Source organism: Planococcus sp. 107-1 (genome assembly GCF_021513255.1).
GTDB lineage: Bacteria > Bacillota > Bacilli > Bacillales_A > Planococcaceae > Planococcus.
In genome coordinates this window covers 2,671,265-2,689,144 of the sequence record NZ_CP090977.1, presented here as the reverse complement: position 1 = coordinate 2,689,144, position 17,880 = coordinate 2,671,265, and the positions used below count along the sequence as shown (strand labels likewise).

Below are 17,880 nucleotides of genomic sequence, written 5' to 3'. Positions count from 1 at the left end.
CGAAACCTCAAATTCATGGTATGATTAACGTAGTAAGAATATTCTAATTTCTTATAAAGGGGGAGTGTCATGCTGCACGTTAAATTGATGAAGCCTTTTTATACAAAGAAAGAAGATCATTTGATTAAATTCGTCTTTGCTTATCAATACTTTTCAATTATGAAAGATGATGAGCTGTTTCACTTTATTCCGGTAGAAGGAAAAGAGATTGTCGTCAATTTAAACACTTTCCAAGTGGAAAACCTTTCTGAAGTGTTTGTGTTCCAGAAAGGAAACCGTTTCATCCGTTTGCCGCTTTATCAACTGCTGCTAGTTTCAGATATCCATACGCACCTTCAAGCGATTTTGCAGGAAGAAAGAGCGGGCTTGCTGGAAGTGAACGACCAAGCGAAGCAAGAAGCTGAAGAAGCGATTCATTTTCTTGAAAAAGAAAACTTCAACCGCATGATCGACTATGCATTATCAGAGCGCAATGAAGAAATGTTCCATCATTTGCTCGAAGAACAACAAAATGGAGGTTTGTAAAGTGGATAAGGATTATGGATAAACGCCTGCCCCGGTCAATAAAAAGGAGCAGGCGTTTTTAAATGTGCGAAAACGAACAAAAGCCCATTTCCCGGATATGCGGAAAAGGGCTTTTATTCTTTGGGGTTATTCATAAGTCACCTCTCACAAAGCTGTGAAGATTGTCAGCATGACCAAAAATCCCGTCGAGCCAACTAATCCTAACGCTAGATCTCCTAATTCCAGTTCCAATACTTTTTCAAAATTCATCTGCAATCGCTCCTTTGCTTTTAGAAGATCTAGTGTGCTATAGCGGAAATTCTTTTGCGATTTCCTTGTTATTTATAGCTTGTTTTTATCATAAGGCAACTTGTAAAATCCGTCATGCATCTAAATGACTAAAAATTCAAAATAATTATTTATTTTCATATAATTTGGCTAAAATAATAGGATTTCCATGCTTCGGAGGAGAGATAGCGATTGTATTCAGAGCTTGCTATTGCTACATTTGTAAATAAGAAGTTAAAAGGAAAGGAAATCAGCCGATATGAAATTCTATTTGTCGATGGATATGGAAGGCGTTACGGCGCTTCCGGATTATACATACGTTATGTCTAGTGAGCTGAATTATGAACGCGGCCGCCGCCTGATGACGCAGGACGCCAATGCCATTATCCACGGAGCATACGATCGAGGGGCTACCCGGTTTGTCATTAACGACAGCCATTCAAAAATGAATAATCTCATTGCGGAAGATTTGCATGAAGAAGCGGAATTGATCACGGGTGGAGTCAAGATGCTTTCGATGGTAGAAGGGCTGGATTCCAGTTTCGACGGCTTGTTGTTAGCTGGCTACCATGCACGTGCCGGGCAAAAAGGCGTCATGTCGCATGCCATGGTTTTTGCGGTCCGTTCCATGTGGATCAATGAAACGGAAATTGGGGAGCTCGGCTTTAACGCTTATGTAGCGGGACATTTCGGGGTGCCTGTGCTTTTAGTCGCTGGCGATGATTGTGCTTGCCGGGAAGCGGAAGCGCTTATCCCGAATGTCGTCACAGCAGCAGTGAAAGAAACTATAACGCGTTCTGCGGTGAAAACCCTTCATCCGAAAAAAGCCCAGCATTTATTGAAGGAAAAGACCAAAGAAGCGATTCAGAACCGGGGAAATGTGGCGCCGCTCGTACCGCCAGAGTCGCCGCTCTTGCGGATTGAATTCACCAATTACGGTGAAGCGGAGCTGGCCGCGATGATGCCGGGCTGTGAATTTGAAGAAGGCACAACGATTGTACGGTTCCAGGCTACAGATATAGTGGAAGCTTACCGTGCAATGCTCGTCATGACAGAGCTCGCGGATCAAGCAAAATTCTGCTAAGAACGATTAGAAAAATAAAAGAGAACAAGGAGTGAATGGAATTGCGCACAATGCCAAAACGATTAAAAAAAGGGGATACGGTCGGCATCATTTCACCGTCAAGCCCGCCAAATCTGGAAAACTTACAAAAAGCTCTGCCTTTTTTAGAAGAGCTTGGCTTAAAAGTGAAGATGGGGAAGTCAGTTGAAGCGAAACATGGCCATTTAGCAGGCAGTGATGAAGAAAGGTTAGCGGATCTTCATGCGATGTTTGAAGACCCTGAAATTTCCGGGATTATTTGTGCCGGCGGCGGCTACGGGGCAGCGCGCTACACGGAAAATATCGATTTTCAAATGATCAAGGAGAACCCGAAAGTGTTTTGGGGCTATTCCGATATCACGTTTTTACATACGGCCATTGGCCAATATGCAGACCTTGTCACGTTCCACGGCCCGATGCTTGCTTCAGATGTAGGGAAAGACACGTTCCATGAACGCAGTGCGCGGATGTTCGGGCAGCTGTTTGCGCCATTTGAATTATTTTATTCCGATGAAATTTCACCTTTGACTGCGTTGACAAATGGCGTAGCAGAAGGGGAACTTGTGGGCGGGAATTTATCTTTGATCCGTTCAGCGATTGGCACTAAATTTGATTTGGAGACGGCTGGCAAGATTTTATTAATCGAGGACATTGATGAAGAGCCTTATCAAATCGATGAAATGTTGAATCACCTGCGCATGGCACGGAAATTCGATAACGTGGCAGGAGTGGTTATTGGAGACTTCAAGAATGCAGAACCGAAAAAGCCGGAACGATCGTTGACTCTGGATCAAGTGTTAGACGATTACTTTAAGGAAATGAAAGTCCCGGTCGTAAAAGGATTCAAAATCGGCCACTGTGAACCGCATTTTTCCGTACCGCTCGGCGTAAAGGCAAGACTTGATGCGAATGAAAAAACGTTGACCATTCTTCCTGGAGTAGAATAAAGAAAAGCGGAAGCAGCCGTGTAGATTCGCCGGGCATAAGACGAGCTGGCGAAGCGGCGTATTTCAAGCCGCACAGCCGGATTGGCTTATGACCCAAGAATCTGGTTGCTGGAGTCTGGACACAAAGAAAAGCGGAGGTGCCCGTTTAGCCCCGACAGGCTTAAGACAGAACGCGAAGGAAATCCTGATTTCCGAAGTGTACTGGCTTGAGATCCCGAGGGGCTGGGCACTGTAGCTGGACACAAAGAAAAGCGGAAGTGCGGCTCTAAACAAGCGCATCTTCAGACGTGAAATCTTCTATAAAATGTGCTATAATGAATAGATATTGTTTCTATAAAGAGAGGCGAGGATAACGATGGCATTTCAACCACATGAAAAAGAAGTTTCTGAATTTGTAGCAGCTCGCAAAATTGGCGAATGGATTTCCTTCACTCGCAATGGTGTGGAAGTCAATGGAACCATTTTTAAAATCATGGACAATTCGGTAATCGTCGAGATTTCGCCGGAAGATGCAAAAGAAATTGGTGCGGCATCCAATATGACCGTAATTTCACATAAGAAATACAAAATCGTCTAAGATTTAAACCTTCCGTTTCGACGGAAGGTTTTTATTTTAAGAAAAGATTGTTTAAGCGAATTAAAGGGAAAGAGCCTGCGAACCATTTGGCATTTTTTCAGTTTTCTGGTGCTTATTCTATGCCTTTTGGCTCAAAGCGTTGGATATTGAAAAATGTGGCAGGTTTTGCGTTTCAAACATTCGTGTTTTTTGGTAAAGTAAAGTATGCAGAACCATCATTTGCACCGAAAGGAATCACACCGCATGATATTTGATTTTAAATTCTGGCATTATTTTACCAGACAGGGAGAACTTATACATAATTTGCACGAATCGGAGATGAGACGATTTAATCAACGGCTTGCCTGGATTTTCGTTTTAGGCTTGCTGGTTTTTGCGCTGCGTGAAATCTGGGGGATGAATACGTCGTCGCTGACGCCTCTCCTAGCTGCAGGCGAATGGGATACATATACGCTGGCACGTTGGACTTCGCTTGCCGGCACCTTGATTTGGGCAGGACTTTACTTGGCATTCCATTCTTACGGAGTGGCTTATCTATTCGCTCGCATCACGAAGATGCCTTGGCGTGCGGCATTGGTCATGCAGACTTATGTGCTGGCCCTTTTACTCATCGAAAAAGCCATCACATTCGTGATTTTCGCAGTCGTCGGCTATACGCTGCCGGTTTCGATGCTATCGTTTGGCCCGATGGCGGCTTCGTTCCTTGATGTACCATTTTTAACATTCTTCTTTAATCAATTGACGCTTTTCACAGCGCTGATCATTGCTGTGCAATACCGTTACGTTCGCAGTTTCTCGGAATACTCACCGAAAAAGGTTTTATTTGCATTGATTCTCATTCACGTGGTCGTGGCTTTGGCAGTTGCCTCATTCAGCTTGATCCCGCTTGATGAAATCATTGCCGATTTCACGAGAGGAGGCGCTTCCGTTGAATAGATTCTTTTTCATCGGCCTTTCCATCGCCGTCACCGCATTTTTGGCGACAAACGCCTTATTGATGTTCGGCGACAAGAGCATATTGGCAAAAGACGTATATGTCAGTGAATACGAACGGGCTTATACGAATACGTATACGGAGAAATTGGCGAAAGAAGCATTGATCGAGCCGCTTGGCACGACGCAAATTTACGTTCAAGACTCAGAAGCGATTGAACAATGGCTTGTTTCTGAAGGTGACGTGATTGAAGCGGGTTCTGAACTGGCGATGTTGAACGAAGCCGAATCCGAAGACCAGCGCGCAATTTGGGAATCTGAACGAGATGCATTGCTGCAAGAGCGTGGAGAAGTCCAAAGCACGAAATCTTCGCTTGAATCGGCTCGCTCCAGCCAGCAAAGCCGCTCGGAATCAAGTGATGCTTCAGATAATTCGACCGTCACAAACGGAGAAGGCGATACCGTTGAACTGAATGTCGACCTTTCAGTCGGAGTGGATGTAGAAGTGCCGCAAGACGGCTCGTATGCAGCGGGCATCGCCCAAGCAGAACAGCAGCTTGCAGCAATTGATTCCAAATTGGCCGTTGTGGAAGCACAATTGGCTCAAAGTGTTTCAAATCCGGCGTTGATCAGCCCGGTGGAAGGTGTCGTATCTTCCATCCAGCGGAATGCTGAACCGCTAAGCATTGAAATTTATTCCAATGAAAGATCATTTGTGACATATGTATTAGAAGACGAATGGCAAGACGTTTCTGAACAGGATCGGGTTTTTGTTCATGCGGAAGGCATGGGGAAAGCAATGCCGGCCACGGTATTGAAAAAATCACAGGTCCCTGCTGAAGAAACAAGATGGCTGGAAGCTTACCGGACACTTGATCCGAAAGAGCAGAAAAATCCGCTCGCATTCTATGCAGTGCATATCATGACCGATGAACCGATTGAAGCAAGCATGCCGTTTGGCAGTAAAGCCAACGCTTCGATTATTACAAACGAGGCGGCGGATGCTGTAGCCTTGCCGGAAACATGGATTTTCGATCGGACGGATATGAATGGCTCGGTGAACGCCTTAACAGAAAAAGGCTACGCTGCTGCTGTACCGGTCATCATCAATTTTGATTTAAACGGCAAAGCCGTATTGTCGGAAGGCATTGTTCCAGGTGCAGTCGTTGTAACAGACGGCACACTTGAGAATTTCACTTCGCCACCGGCAGTCTTCATGCCGTTCCCAAGCGAACAGCCGGATTTTGAGTTCGCGAAAAATACGAACTGGCGTAATTATGTAGAATATCTGCTTGCGCGATAAGCACGAAAACCCCCTTGGCTGCAGTTGCGGCCAAGGGGGTTTTTATGTTTAACGATAAAAGAAAGGATTGCCTGCACGGCAGAAAAACTACATAATAAAGAACTGAATAAAATATTTGCCTATTTCAAAGCTTTAAGGCGTTTAAATCCAACGAAATGCTGGTTCCAGTAAGGCGTATCCAAATTCGAGACTTCGATTCCCTTGCTGCCGGCATGGATGAAGGAGTTATTGCCGACAAAGATGCCCATATGTGAGATGCCTGGCTTATATGTATCTTGGAAAAAGACCAAATCCCCGATTGCGGGATTCGCGATTTCAGAAGAAAGGTTGTAAAAGCCGACGCTGTCTGTGCGGGAAACTTTTAATCCAGCCTGGGAATAAACATAATAGATAAATCCGCTGCAATCAAAGCCAGCAGGGCTTGCACCGCCGAATACATAAGGTGTACGCTCTAATGAATAGGCGATTTTCAAAGCAGCTGCATAAACGGAACTTGCCTGATTGCCGACAGGCGCTGCAATCGGTGCAGGAGCGGGAACCGGAGTGGGTTTTTCAGCGGATACCGGGACCACTTTAGAAGGCTGCTTGGCATTGCCGATTTTCAAGCTTTGATTGACCAGCAGGTTCGTGGATGCGAGTTTGTTCCAAACAATGATCTGGTCAGCCGTAACCCCGTATTTCTTAGCGATGCTGTAAAGCGAATCGCCTTTTTTGACTATGTAAGTGGTTGTGCCGGTACTTGGCGCTGGAGCGCTTACTTTAACAGGCACTTTCGCCTTCACCGGATTTTTTACTTTTTTCGGTGCTGCGATCACCGCATTCCCGATGTTGAGGGATTGGTTGGCATAGAGGGAGTCGCTGCTGAGCTTGTTCCACGATTTTAAATCTGCGACGCTTACTTTGTGTTTTTGTGCAATTCGGTAAAGGGTATCTCCAGGTTGTACCTTATACGTTGCGGCTTCCGCCAAGGGAAGAGAGACGGTGGAGAATAGAGCGATAGCCAATACACCGGACAGTAATTGTTGCTTCATGCTTCAACCTCCAAAGGTAAGATGTTTTTTGGTGTCCAGACTTCAGCACCCAGCCTCTCGGGGTCTTAAGTCAGCCCACTACGGAAATCAGGATTTCCTGCGTGTTCTGCCTTAAGCCTGTCGAGGCTAGATGGGTGCTTGTGCTTTTCTTAATATATGTGATAAAGAATATTCAGTCAATAGATTTTTAGGATATTTTACATAAGTAATAAATGATAAGATAAGAAAAAGGTCATTTTAATAAGGTTTTGATGAAAGAAAAAGGAAATGGATTCATACTTTTAAAATCAAGAAATTGTGCCAAAAGACTAAATAGGAAGTAAGACTATAGAATGGAGTGAAAAAAATGAAAGAAACGGATTGGCGATTTAAAATTGCGAACCGGGAAGCGTTAATCGGCTTGGGACTGGCTTTATTCAATTTTGTCTGGTGGTTCGGATTCGCATATGGAATGGGAAGCCGGCCAGTTGAAGAATACAGCTACGTTTTCGGTTTGCCCGATTGGTTTTTCTGGAGCTGCGTAGTGGGTTTCTTGGTGATTGTCGTTTTAGTGATCGTCATCGTCAAATTTTTCTTTGTGGAAGTACCTTTTGATGAGGAGGACGATGATCGATGAATTATGCAGTTATCATTCCAATGTTTGTTTTCTTATTGATCATTTTTGCGATCGGCTATTGGTCGAGCACCAAACTTTCTTCCAGTTCAAATTTCATCAATGATTATTTCCTCGGGAGCCGGGAGCTAGGCGGTTTCGTACTTGCGATGACGATGGTTGCGACTTACGGCAGTGCTTCCAGTTTCCTTGGTGGTCCCGGAACCGCCTATACGATGGGTTTCGGCTGGGTATTGCTTGCCATGACGCAAGTGGTCACCGGGTATTTTGTCTTGATGATCCTCGGCAAAAAGTTTGCAATCATGGCGCGCCGCTATCAAGCGGTGACGATGATCGATTTTCTAAAAGCCCGCTATAACAGCACATGGGTGGTCATTTTATCGGCGCTCAGCATCATCATTTTCCTGTTTTCTGCGATGGCTGCCCAGTGGATCGGCGGTGCGCGTCTCGTCGAATCGCTGACGGGTCTTCCGTATAACACGGCTTTATTCATTTTTGCGGTCAGCGTGCTGGTCTATGTGACCATCGGCGGATTCCGTGCAGTGGCTGTAACAGATGCGGTCCAAGGCGCCGTCATGTTTGTAGGGACCTTGGTTCTTCTCATTGCGGTCATTATCGCAGGCGGCGGCATTCCGAACATCATGGCGGATTTGCTGAATGAAAACCCGAATCTCGTAACGCCTTACGGAGCGGATGGCAATTTAAGCGCTGCGTATGTCTCTTCTTTCTGGATTCTGGTCGGAGTCGGAGTTGTGGGCTTGCCGCAAATCACCGTGCGTGCGATGTCTTATAAAAACTCGCAATCGATGCACCGGGCATTGATCATCGGAACCGTAGTTACCGGATTCATCATGCTCAATATGCACTTGATCGGCGTTTTTGCCCGTCCAATCTTGCCAGGCATCGATATCGGCGATAAAGTCATCCCTTTAATTGCACTTGAAACCTTGCCAGCTTGGGCTGCCGGTATTGTCCTTGCGGCTCCAATGGCAGCCATCATGTCGACGGTCGATTCGTTGCTGATTCTGGTCAGTTCTTCAATTGTAAAAGACGTTTATTTGAATTACATCAAACCGGATGCCGATCTGAAATCAATCAAACGATTATCTTTCGGCGTCACAGGAGCGCTCGGCATCATCGTCTTCCTGCTCGCTTTAAATCCGCCAGACCTGTTGATCTTCCTGAATTTATTTGCATTCGGCGGTTTGGAAGCGGCGTTTATCTGGCCGGTGGTTCTCGGCCTGTACTGGAAATGGGGCAATAAATACGGAGCGATTGCGTCGATGATAACAGGGATCGGCAGCTACGTTTTCCTCCATCTCTACAATACTGCGAATGGCAATTTGTTTGGCGTCCATACGGTGACGCTGCCCGTTCTGCTTTCACTCGTTGCTTTTATCGCATTCAGTTTGCTGATAGGGCGCACAGCATATGATTACAATGTGAGGGCTGCGAAATAATCCGGCAGGCGAAAGAAGGTCTTCTGATTTGAAACCATGGAAAATCTATCTCTTATTGACGCTTGTCATGTTCATGTGGGGAATCAACCTGCCAGTCGTTAAATACATGATTGAATTTGTCGATCCCATCACGCTGACAGCATTCCGGATCATGCTCGCCGGAATTGCCGTGATGGCCATACTGGCTGCCATGCGGCTGTTAAGATGGCCAAAGAAAAATGAATGGAAATACATCGGGCTCGGCGCTTTGCTGAATGTTGTCGGCCATCATTATTTCCTATCAAGCGGATTATCGCTTACGAGCGGTTCGAATGCCGGGTTGATTCTTGGGACTGGGCCGATGTTGACGGCGGTACTGGTGTCGCTGATCATGCGAAGCTATCCGTCGAAACTTCAGTGGATCGGTGTTTTTGTCGGTCTTGCCGGCGTATCAGCAACGGTACTCGTCGGCAACGAAGCCGCTTCCGGCATGAACATCGGCGACGTTTTTGTTTTCTTGTCAATTTTGGTGCAGGTCTTCAGTTATATCGTCATCGCGAAAGCAGCTGCTTCGATGGATCCGCGTGTGTTGACAGGCTATATGTTTGTTCTCGGTTCCGTCGTGCTGCTCGTCATTTCCCTGATTCAAGAACCAGGCGAAATCCAGGCATTCAAAGACATGCCTGCGATTTTCTGGCTGGGCTTTGTCTTTTCCGCAATCATAGGGACAGCGATGGGGCATATGCTATACAACTACTCGATTGGACAAGCTGGACCAACAAAAGCCGCGATTTTCATGAATTTGAACACCTTGTTTTCTCTCGTCGGAGCAGCCGTCATCCTCGGTGAAAAAATCACCAGCGGCCATATTTACGGCCTCGTGCTGATTATCATCGGCGTGCTATTCGGTTCAGGCGCTGCGGAAGACTTGCTGCGGAAAAGAAGAAAACGGGTTGAATAAAAGAGGAAATCCCATTTGCTGTCAGTTGACGGCGGATGGGATTTTTTTAATCTCAGGAAGTGCTGAATTTGTCTAGCGTCCCAAGCGGTTTGCGAAATTGTGAAAAATGACACAAGGATTCCCGGCCCGCTGCCCTTTATTTTCTCATTTATTGCAATATAATAGAGGAAAGCCAAAACGTGAAACGGAGCGCATAAATATGTCCTTACAATTAAATCCGCGCGCGGAAGCGCTGAAGATTTCGGGGATCCGCCAATTCTTCAACCAATTGGTCGATTATCCCGATGCCATCAATTTGACGATCGGCCAACCGGATTTCCCGACGCCAGAAAAAGTCAAAGAAGCCGGAAAAGCGGCGATCACGGCCGATATGACGAGCTATTCCCATAACGCCGGCCTGCTTGAACTGCGGCAGGAAATTGCGTCTTTTTTCAGCGATACTTATAATCTTACATACAATCCACAAACGGAAATCATTGCAACCAACGGTGCCAGCGAAGCACTCGATGCCACGTTCCGGACGATTCTCTGCGAAGGCGACGAAGTCATCATTCCGGCGCCTTGCTTTGCCGGATACGAACCGCTTGTTTCATTGAACGGCGGCAAAGCGGTCTTGCTGGATACTTCCAAGACAGGGCTCGTGCCGACTGCAGAATCGATTAAAGCGTTGATCACCAATAAAACCAAAGCGATCTTGTTTAATTTTCCATCCAATCCGACAGGCGTGACCTTGACGAAAGAGCAAATGGAAGTGATTGTGGAAGAATTGAAGAATCATGAGATTTTCGTGCTGACAGATGAAATTTACAGCGAAAATACATTTATCGGTTCGCATACATCTTTCGCCTGCTTTGACGCGATCAAAGACCGGACGTTCCTGATTCACGGCTTGTCGAAATCGCATTCCATGACAGGCTGGCGGATGGGCTTTCTGCTTGGACCGGAGGAATACGTGAAGCATATATTGAAAGTGCATATGTACAATACCGTATGCGCGTCGGTTCCGACGCAGTATGCAGCGATCGAAGCGCTGAAAAACAACCGCCATTTACCAGCGGAGATGAATCGAGCGTATATGGAGCGCTTGGAATTCGTCTACGGAAAATTGATCGAGATGGGGCTTGAAGTGGTGAAGCCGAACGGTGCATTTTATATTTTTCCTTCCATCGCAAAATATAGCATGAGCTCGTTCGAGTTTGCCACGCGTTTATTGAAAGAAGCGGGAGTTGCAGCAGTGCCGGGAACGGCGTTTACCGAATACGGCGAAGGCTTCCTGCGGATTTCATACGCCTACTCCATGCCGACGTTGGAACAGGCAATGGAGCGGATGGCGGCTTGGCTAAAGACTTTGGACCAATAGAAAGGGGAAAGTGAAATGGCGTTAATGTGGGGGACACCCGATAAATTGCAAGAGTTGTTATGTGAACTGGTAAGTTGGAAAAGCATGACGCTAACCGAAGGGGAAGTGGAATTTGCCGATCGGCTAAAAGAGGAATTGGAGATGATTCCCTATTTCCAGGAACATCCGGACCATCTGTTTCTCGGCGAAGTCAATTGGGGGCGCCAATACGTGACGGCGCTTTACAAGCATCCGGAGGCGATCGACACAATTGTGCTCATCAGCCATTTCGATACGGTCCATACGGGTGAGTATGGGGATTTGGAGCCGCTTGCTTGCCAGCCGCTTGAACTCGGCGAAGCCTTGAAATTGGTTCGCGATGAACTTGATCCGGAAGCCCAGGCCGACCTCGATTCCGGTGAATATTTATTTGGCCGCGGCACAATGGACATGAAAGCGGGGCTCGCGCTCCACATGGCAATGATTGAAAAAGCGGCCGATGAAAACTGGCCGATCAATCTTGTTTTAATGACCGTGCCGGACGAAGAAGTGAATTCAGCCGGCATGCGCTACGGCGTTTCGAAACTATTGGATCTCGAGCGTGAGCACGGACTCGAATATATTCTATTCCTAAATGGTGAACCGGTTTTCGCCATGAAGCCTGGCGATACCGCGCATTACCTCTATACGGGGTCAATCGGCAAAATCATGCCGTCCGCTTTGTTCTACGGCAAGGAAACGCATGTCGGCGAACCGCTCTCCGGTATCACATCGAGCTATATCTCGACCTATTTGACACATAGGATGGAATGGAATCCGAGCTTCAAAGAAACCGTCTACGGCGAAGCAACGCCGCTGCCGGTAACCTTGACGCAGCGTGACATCAAACACGAATACTCCGCGCAGACGCCGTATCGCACGAGCGCGATGTATAACGTCTTCATGATGGAGCGCAACGCGGAAGAAGTGTTCGAGATTTTCGAACAAGTGGCGAAAGACGCCGCTGCCCATTGCACGCGCGATTATTTGGCGATGTGTGAACGTGAAGGCGTGGAGCCGGTCGGTGAAATCCGCGTCATGCGCTACCAGGAATTGATGGATTATGCCATCGGCAAATTCGGCTTCGACTACGTCAACGAAGCCCTGTACGATACTTTGATGCATCCGGAATGGGACGTCCGCGAGAAATCCATGCACATCGTCGACATCCTGCTCATCAACTGCCAGGAACTCACACCGGCGATCGTCCTGCTTTATGCGCCGCCGTATTACCCAGCCGTCAACTCTTCAGAAGATGAACTCGTCAAGCAATGCGTCGAACAAGTCACAACCAACGCGATGAATAAATTCGGGTTGGAAATGCAGCAAATCCATTACTTCAACGGCATCTCGGATTTGAGCTACGTCAACTACGGCGACCAAGGCGACGGCTGGGTCACCTACGAACGGAACACACCCGTTTACGGCGACACCTACAGCATCCCGTTCCAAACCATGAAAGAACTCAAAGCACCCGTGCTAAACGTCGGCCCCTTCGGCAAAGACGCCCACAAGCGCACCGAACGCCTGCACATCAAAAACACCTTCGAAGAAATGCCAGTGCTGCTAGAAGAGATGATCCTGTCGATTCCCGTGAAAAGCAGACATTGAATGAAAGAGGGAACTTCCACTTAGTGTGGAGGTTCTTTTTTTGTGTGGGGAGGAGCTAATGTCATTGAAAGTGGAGCTAGTGTCGATAAGAAAGGTAGATAGTGTCGATAGAAGGTGAACCAGTGTCGATAGATAAGCCATTCGTGTCCATAGAAAAACAGCATCTTCTCACAAATTGGTTTTTCGTTCGCTGCAAGCGAACCAAGGGCCGGCTGCGGAGCGGGCGGCTTAGGCGATTAGGTTTTGTGAGAGAAACTGACACAATTCAGGTAGGCGGCGGATTAGTTCAAGTAGAAATGGACATAGTTCGTGTAGAACCCGACACAATTAAAGTACAAAGCGACACAATTAAAGTAGAAATAAAAAATCGCCAAATAGAAACCATTCAAATCTCATTTTTGTCCCGTATATCGTAATCAAAAATGGAATTTGGATATTTATGGAATGCATCAACCCTACCTGCTAAACTTACAGAAGGAGGTGTGAAATATGATCATTAAACACAGGGAAAAGCCGATCAAGATTGCAGGATACGAAGCTTTATTGAGGCGGATGTCACTTCAACATCCGATGAGAAATACAATCTCTGACGTTCTTAAAGGAGCTCAAGCGGGAATAGGCGGAGAAGAACGATTAGACAAAATGTTGGCGTTCTTCGATCCGCCATATCCGCATTTATTCATCCATGATTTAAGTTTGCCAGAGAAAAATCAAATCGATACCTTATTGATTACGCAAAGCTTCCTAATGATTTTAGAAGTGAAGAATATGTCCGGGAAGCTGCGTCTCACCACGAATCCGAGCGGCTTGCACCAAACTTTGGCAAATGGCCAAGAAAAAACGTTTAAAAGTCCGGTGGTGCAAGCGGAAACGGCCAAGATCAAAATGGAGAAGGTGCTGAAGCGCTTCAGCTATCCATTGAAAATTGAAACGGCCATCGTCCTCGCATATCCGTCCCAGACAATGGAAGGTGTTCCGCCCGGCGTAAATGTATGGAAAGCCGACGAAGTGATGGTCCAGCTTCATCGAAATCAAAGTATGGAGCCCCTCATTACCCTCGAGCAAATGAATGCCATCGGACAACTTCTCCTCTCCATGCACCAATCCTATCAACCTTTCCCGCTAGCCCCCAAATTCAATATAGCTCTCCACGAGATAGAAAACGGCATATTTTGCGAACAGTGTCGGGTGAAAAAGATGAATAAGATTAACCGCAGATGGCATTGCAAAACTTGTAATTATTTTAGCGGAGATGCGTATTTAAAAGCGCTAGATGAATGGTTTATGATTTTCAAATCGACCATCACTGCAAAAGAATGCATGAATTTCCTTGGGTTAAGGGACCCGGATACTGCTAGGCGTATACTGAAAAGTATGGAACTAGAGGAATCCGGCAGTCGATGTTTTCGCACCTATCAACCAAAAGAAAATTTTAAGTGGCAATAAAACCTCTGCATATTTTGTGGAGGTTTTTATTTTTCGTTCGCTGCAAGCGAACCAAGGGCCGATTGCGAAGCAACTGGCTTAGGCATCTAAGGGTTAAAACGTGGGTATGTAAGAAGAAAATAAAATAGTGTCAGAAGAACGCGGTATAGTGTAAGAACAAATTAAAATAGTGTAAGAACAAACTGAGATAATGTAAGAACAAACCCTCATACTTCATGAAGAAAATATTTCCAGCCGTACAAACGCGGTCTCCATCACCCTAAACCCTACTGAATCCTCATTGTTCCGAACAATTATCCTGTGTACAATTTACCTTATACATAAACCAAGGGGGCAGAAGCGTTGAAAATTACGAAAGCACATATCCACGCAGTTGAATTTCCATTAAAAGAACCATTCATCATTTCCTACGCTACGTACCCGAACATGCCGGCGATCATCGTCAAACTTGAAACGGACACGGGGCTGGTCGGCTACGGCGAAGCGGTGCCGGACGAACATGTGACCGGTGAACAAGTAGCGGGGAGCGTATGAAATTTTGCGGACGGTTTTGATTCCGCAGATTATCGGGCAAAACCCGTTCGATATTGAAAACATCCATCACCTCATGAACAGTGCGATTGTCCGCAACCAAGCGGCGAAAGCGGCGATTGATATCGCTTGCTACGACTTGATGGGGAAAGCGGCGAACCAGCCGGTCTACAACTTGATCGGCGGACGCGCGCATGAGCAGCTCCAATACCCGAAAGTTTTAAGCATTGAAGAGCCGGCCGTCATGGCGGAAAAAGCGAAGCTTGCAGTAGATCAAGGCTTTAGCAGCTTGAAACTAAAAGTGGGAGGACCCGATTCATCCAAAGACATCGAGCGCATCTACGCGGTACGCGAAGCGGTCGGGAAATCGATGCCGATTCGGATCGATGTCAATCAAGGATGGAAAACGGTCGGGCATGCGGTCCAAGTGATCAACCAGCTCGATGCAGCACAGCTCACATGGATCGAGCAGCCGATCCGGATGGGCGATATCCGTGGATTGGCTGAAGTCCGCCGGAAAACGTCGACGCCGATCATGGCAGATGAAAGCGTCCAGACGATGGAAGATGTACTCGAAATCATCCGGCTCCAAGCGGCTGACTACATCAACATCAAGCTGATGAAGTCCGGGGGCATCTTCCCGGCGATCCAAATGGCGAAAGCGGCCGAAAGCGCAGGCATCATCGCGCAGATCGGATCGATGGTTGAATCTTCCGTGGGATCTGCAGCCGGCTATCATGCCGTGATGGCGCGCCGCAACATCCAAAGTTCCGAACTGACCGGTCCGCTGCTTTTCAACGAAGAGATCGGCAATCTGAATTACCAATTGCCGAACGTCCATCTATCGGAAAATCCAGGGCTAGGCATTGAGGTAAACGAAGCACAATTGGAAAAGCTGACAACTGCTTCTTGCATCGTTGAAGGAGGTGTCTGAATGACGAACCATCAAGCGGAAATCTTAGAATACTTCCACCATTTCCACACATATCCGGAAGTGAGCTGGAAAGAAATCGAGACCACGAAAAAATTGGCGGAGATCATGGAAGCGTTAAATGTTCCGTATAAGACATTCGATGACGTTACCGGATTGATTGCCGAGATTGGGGAAGGGCAAGACGTGATCGCTGTACGGGCGGACATCGATGCACTTTGGCAAGAAGTGAAAGGTACGGTCCAAGCCAACCATTCGTGTGGACATGATGCGAATATGGCAATGGTGCTCGGTGCGCTTCTGTATTTGAAAGAAGAAACGCTAACGAAACGTGTGCGTTTTATCTTCCAGCCGGCAGAAGAGCAAGGGAACGGTTCGCTTGCCATGATTGAGCGAGGCGCACTTGATGAGGTCTCCCATCTATACGGCGTCCATTTGCGTCCGATCGAAGAATTGCCATTTGGAAAAGTCGCACCGGCCATCCATCACGGTTCAGGTATTTTCCTGAAAGGGAAGATTAGCGGAAGCGATGCCCACGGTGCACGGCCGCATCAGGGCAGCAATGCCATTGACGTCATCGCGGCAATCCATCAATTTATCAAAACCATTTATTTCTCGCCATTTGAATCGTATTCGGTGAAACTGACGAATATCCAAGCCGGCGGAAACAGCTTGAATATCATCCCAGGAAATGCGACCTTTGCACTCGATGTCCGTTCTCAGTCAAATGGGTTGATGGACGAACTGCGTAGCCGGATCGATAACGGCTTTGAATCGATTAAAATGCTCCACGACATAGACCTGGAATGGGAGTGGACGGATTATACACCGGCAGCTGAAGTGTCAGAAGAGGCAAGGGCTATCGCAGAAGACGCAATCCGTGCCGTTATCGGGGATGAGCAGACGGCTGCACCTATCGATACGACGGGGGCGGACGATTTTCATTTCTATACGATCAAAAAGCCGGAATTGAAAGCGGCCATGCTAGGGATCGGTGCGGACTTGAGTCCGGGGCTGCATCATCCGGATATGGAATTCAACCATGGCGCGCTCGATATCGGTGCACGCGTACTCGCAGAAACAATTAAAAGAACATAATTTATTTTTGTTAAAATAAAGGGCTTTTTTAATATTTTGGTGTAAAAAGCATGTGAAAATGGGTATAGAAATAATACACATCGAAAACCAGCTATTTCCTGGGCAATAACATCAAAGAAAGGGCGGTGTATGAATGAAAAAATATCTGTCAGCTGCCATTATCCTTTTCCTATTTCTCATGCCAATGACGGTTAGTGCACATCATTTCACCGATTTATCAAAAAAGCATTGGGCATATCATTCTGTTCATACTTTATCGGATTCAGGAATCTTAACAGGTTATTCCAACGGCAGTTTCAAGCCTAATCAAGAAATCACCCGGGCACAGGCAGCAATGATTTTGGCGAAAGCCTTGAAAATTGATGGGAAGACCAGCTTTAAAGCGAAATTCAGAGATGTTCCCACTTCACATTATGCCTATAAAGAGATCAATGCATTAACGGAAAAAGGGATCTTTTCGGATGCGGGCTCATTTAATCCGGAAGCTGCATTGACGCGTGCGCAGATGGCGAAGATCCTCATCAAAGGTTTTGGCATCACAGTAGACTCCAATCACTTGGTATCTTATCAGGACGTATCCAAAGATTTTTGGGCACATGATTACATCATCACAATTGCTGAAATCGGCATTTCCTACGGCGTAACACGTACGACATTCCAGCCGGGAGCTTCGGTAACACGGGCGCAGCTAGCGGCATTTACGGAAAGGGCACTGAAATTCGATCAGCGCGTCAAAGAAAAATCCATTACGTATGATGCTACCCTGAAATTGTATTCCGGCATCAATTCAGTCGCTTTCGACACAATCGCCATGGTCAATAAAGAACGGGCGAAAAAAGGATTGAAGATGGTCAAGGAAGATCCTGCGTTATCGAAAATCGCACAATTGAAAGCGGAAGATATGGTGGACAATGGCTATTTCGCCCACGTTTCCCCGCTTTACGGCAAACCTTCGGAAATGGCGGTGCATTTCGGCTATCCGACCAATCAGGTAGGCGAGAATATCGCGCTTGGCTATGCATCTTCCCGCGAAACGATGGATGCCTGGATGGAATCAAAAGGACATAAAGACAATATTCTGCTTCCGGATTACACATCGATTGGAGTGGGCTATGTTGAAGACGAAGATGGCATTCCGTATTGGGTTCACCTCTTCGCGATCAACTAAAGTGGAAAATCCTCTTTTG

General features: G+C 46.8%; 15 protein-coding genes and 1 pseudogene. 15 read left to right on the top strand and 1 reads right to left on the bottom strand.

The annotated features are described in order from the left end of the window. Positions 1–69: 69 nt before the first annotated feature. From L0M13_RS13870 to L0M13_RS13845, 6 genes are all read left to right on the top strand, one after another. Positions 70–525 carry a hypothetical protein gene (locus tag L0M13_RS13870; protein ID WP_052650704.1) on the top strand — a complete coding sequence of 152 codons (456 nt, stop codon included), beginning with the start codon at positions 70–72 and terminating at the stop codon, positions 523–525. Positions 526–1,051: 526 nt separating this feature from the next. Further along, positions 1,052–1,876, top strand: coding sequence for a M55 family metallopeptidase (locus L0M13_RS13865; protein WP_235197062.1), 825 nt, complete (start codon positions 1,052–1,054; stop codon positions 1,874–1,876). 41 nt (positions 1,877–1,917) lie between these two features. Then, positions 1,918–2,841, top strand: coding sequence for a S66 peptidase family protein (locus L0M13_RS13860; protein ID WP_235197061.1), 924 nt, complete (start codon positions 1,918–1,920; stop codon positions 2,839–2,841). A 355-nt stretch (positions 2,842–3,196) separates the two neighbouring features. Then, positions 3,197–3,418, top strand: a complete 222-nt coding sequence (locus L0M13_RS13855; protein WP_052650706.1) for a DUF2187 family protein — start codon at positions 3,197–3,199, stop codon at positions 3,416–3,418. A 318-nt stretch (positions 3,419–3,736) separates the two neighbouring features. Then, positions 3,737–4,354, top strand: coding sequence for a hypothetical protein (locus tag L0M13_RS13850; RefSeq protein ID WP_235197060.1), 618 nt, complete (start codon positions 3,737–3,739; stop codon positions 4,352–4,354). Next, positions 4,347–5,654, top strand: a complete 1,308-nt coding sequence (locus tag L0M13_RS13845) for an efflux RND transporter periplasmic adaptor subunit (protein ID WP_235197059.1) — start codon at positions 4,347–4,349, stop codon at positions 5,652–5,654. The genes L0M13_RS13850 and L0M13_RS13845 overlap by 8 nt, the downstream gene beginning before the upstream one ends. Before the next feature lie 119 nt (positions 5,655–5,773). On the opposite strand, the gene L0M13_RS13840 is transcribed toward L0M13_RS13845, so the two are convergent. After that, the gene (locus L0M13_RS13840; protein ID WP_235197058.1) at positions 5,774–6,685 is read right to left on the bottom strand and encodes a C40 family peptidase; all 912 of its coding nucleotides are present in this window, start codon (positions 6,683–6,685) and stop codon (positions 5,774–5,776) included. A 346-nt stretch (positions 6,686–7,031) separates the two neighbouring features. Between L0M13_RS13840 and L0M13_RS13835 the strand changes: the two genes are divergently transcribed. From L0M13_RS13835 to L0M13_RS13795, 9 genes and pseudogenes are all read left to right on the top strand, one after another. After that, on the top strand, positions 7,032–7,301 hold the full coding sequence (locus L0M13_RS13835) for a YhdT family protein (protein WP_235197057.1): 270 nt from the start codon (positions 7,032–7,034) through the stop codon (positions 7,299–7,301). Next, a complete protein-coding gene (panF, locus tag L0M13_RS13830; RefSeq protein ID WP_235197056.1) occupies positions 7,298–8,758 on the top strand; it encodes a sodium/pantothenate symporter in 1,461 nt (486 codons plus the stop codon). Before L0M13_RS13835 ends, panF begins: the two co-directional genes overlap by 4 nt. A gap of 28 nt (positions 8,759–8,786) precedes the next feature. Then, positions 8,787–9,698 carry a DMT family transporter gene (locus L0M13_RS13825; RefSeq protein ID WP_235197055.1) on the top strand — a complete coding sequence of 304 codons (912 nt, stop codon included), beginning with the start codon at positions 8,787–8,789 and terminating at the stop codon, positions 9,696–9,698. Between the two features lie 199 nt (positions 9,699–9,897). Then, positions 9,898–11,058 carry an aminotransferase class I/II-fold pyridoxal phosphate-dependent enzyme gene (locus L0M13_RS13820; protein ID WP_235197054.1) on the top strand — a complete coding sequence of 387 codons (1,161 nt, stop codon included), beginning with the start codon at positions 9,898–9,900 and terminating at the stop codon, positions 11,056–11,058. 15 nt (positions 11,059–11,073) lie between these two features. Then, positions 11,074–12,687 (top strand): M20/M25/M40 family metallo-hydrolase, encoded by a 1,614-nt coding sequence (locus tag L0M13_RS13815; RefSeq protein WP_235197053.1) that lies wholly within the window; start codon positions 11,074–11,076, stop codon positions 12,685–12,687. A gap of 489 nt (positions 12,688–13,176) precedes the next feature. After that, positions 13,177–14,133, top strand: coding sequence for a nuclease-related domain-containing protein (locus L0M13_RS13810; protein WP_235197052.1), 957 nt, complete (start codon positions 13,177–13,179; stop codon positions 14,131–14,133). Between the two features lie 342 nt (positions 14,134–14,475). After that, a pseudogene (locus L0M13_RS13805) lies at positions 14,476–15,598 on the top strand (mandelate racemase/muconate lactonizing enzyme family protein). Then, positions 15,599–16,693, top strand: a complete 1,095-nt coding sequence (locus tag L0M13_RS13800; protein ID WP_235197051.1) for an amidohydrolase — start codon at positions 15,599–15,601, stop codon at positions 16,691–16,693. A 133-nt stretch (positions 16,694–16,826) separates the two neighbouring features. Next, a complete protein-coding gene (locus L0M13_RS13795; RefSeq protein ID WP_235197050.1) occupies positions 16,827–17,861 on the top strand; it encodes a CAP and S-layer homology domain-containing protein in 1,035 nt (344 codons plus the stop codon). Positions 17,862–17,880 lie beyond the last annotated feature (19 nt).

What these genes read in the sequence shown, in the direction of transcription:
- L0M13_RS13835 (WP_235197057.1), top strand. Translation starts at nt 7,032, where the DNA reads ATGAAAGAAACGGATTGGCGATTTAAAATTGCGAACCGGGAAGCGTTA.
- L0M13_RS13815 (WP_235197053.1), top strand. Translation starts at nt 11,074, where the DNA reads ATGGCGTTAATGTGGGGGACACCCGATAAATTGCAAGAGTTGTTATGT.
- L0M13_RS13870 (WP_052650704.1), top strand. Translation starts at nt 70, where the DNA reads ATGCTGCACGTTAAATTGATGAAGCCTTTTTATACAAAGAAAGAAGAT.
- L0M13_RS13855 (WP_052650706.1), top strand. Translation starts at nt 3,197, where the DNA reads ATGGCATTTCAACCACATGAAAAAGAAGTTTCTGAATTTGTAGCAGCT.
- L0M13_RS13840 (WP_235197058.1), bottom strand. Translation starts at nt 6,685, where the DNA reads ATGAAGCAACAATTACTGTCCGGTGTATTGGCTATCGCTCTATTCTCC.
- L0M13_RS13850 (WP_235197060.1), top strand. Translation starts at nt 3,737, where the DNA reads ATGAGACGATTTAATCAACGGCTTGCCTGGATTTTCGTTTTAGGCTTG.
- L0M13_RS13865 (WP_235197062.1), top strand. Translation starts at nt 1,052, where the DNA reads ATGAAATTCTATTTGTCGATGGATATGGAAGGCGTTACGGCGCTTCCG.
- panF (WP_235197056.1), top strand. Translation starts at nt 7,298, where the DNA reads ATGAATTATGCAGTTATCATTCCAATGTTTGTTTTCTTATTGATCATT.
- L0M13_RS13810 (WP_235197052.1), top strand. Translation starts at nt 13,177, where the DNA reads ATGATCATTAAACACAGGGAAAAGCCGATCAAGATTGCAGGATACGAA.
- L0M13_RS13820 (WP_235197054.1), top strand. Translation starts at nt 9,898, where the DNA reads ATGTCCTTACAATTAAATCCGCGCGCGGAAGCGCTGAAGATTTCGGGG.
- L0M13_RS13800 (WP_235197051.1), top strand. Translation starts at nt 15,599, where the DNA reads ATGACGAACCATCAAGCGGAAATCTTAGAATACTTCCACCATTTCCAC.
- L0M13_RS13795 (WP_235197050.1), top strand. Translation starts at nt 16,827, where the DNA reads ATGAAAAAATATCTGTCAGCTGCCATTATCCTTTTCCTATTTCTCATG.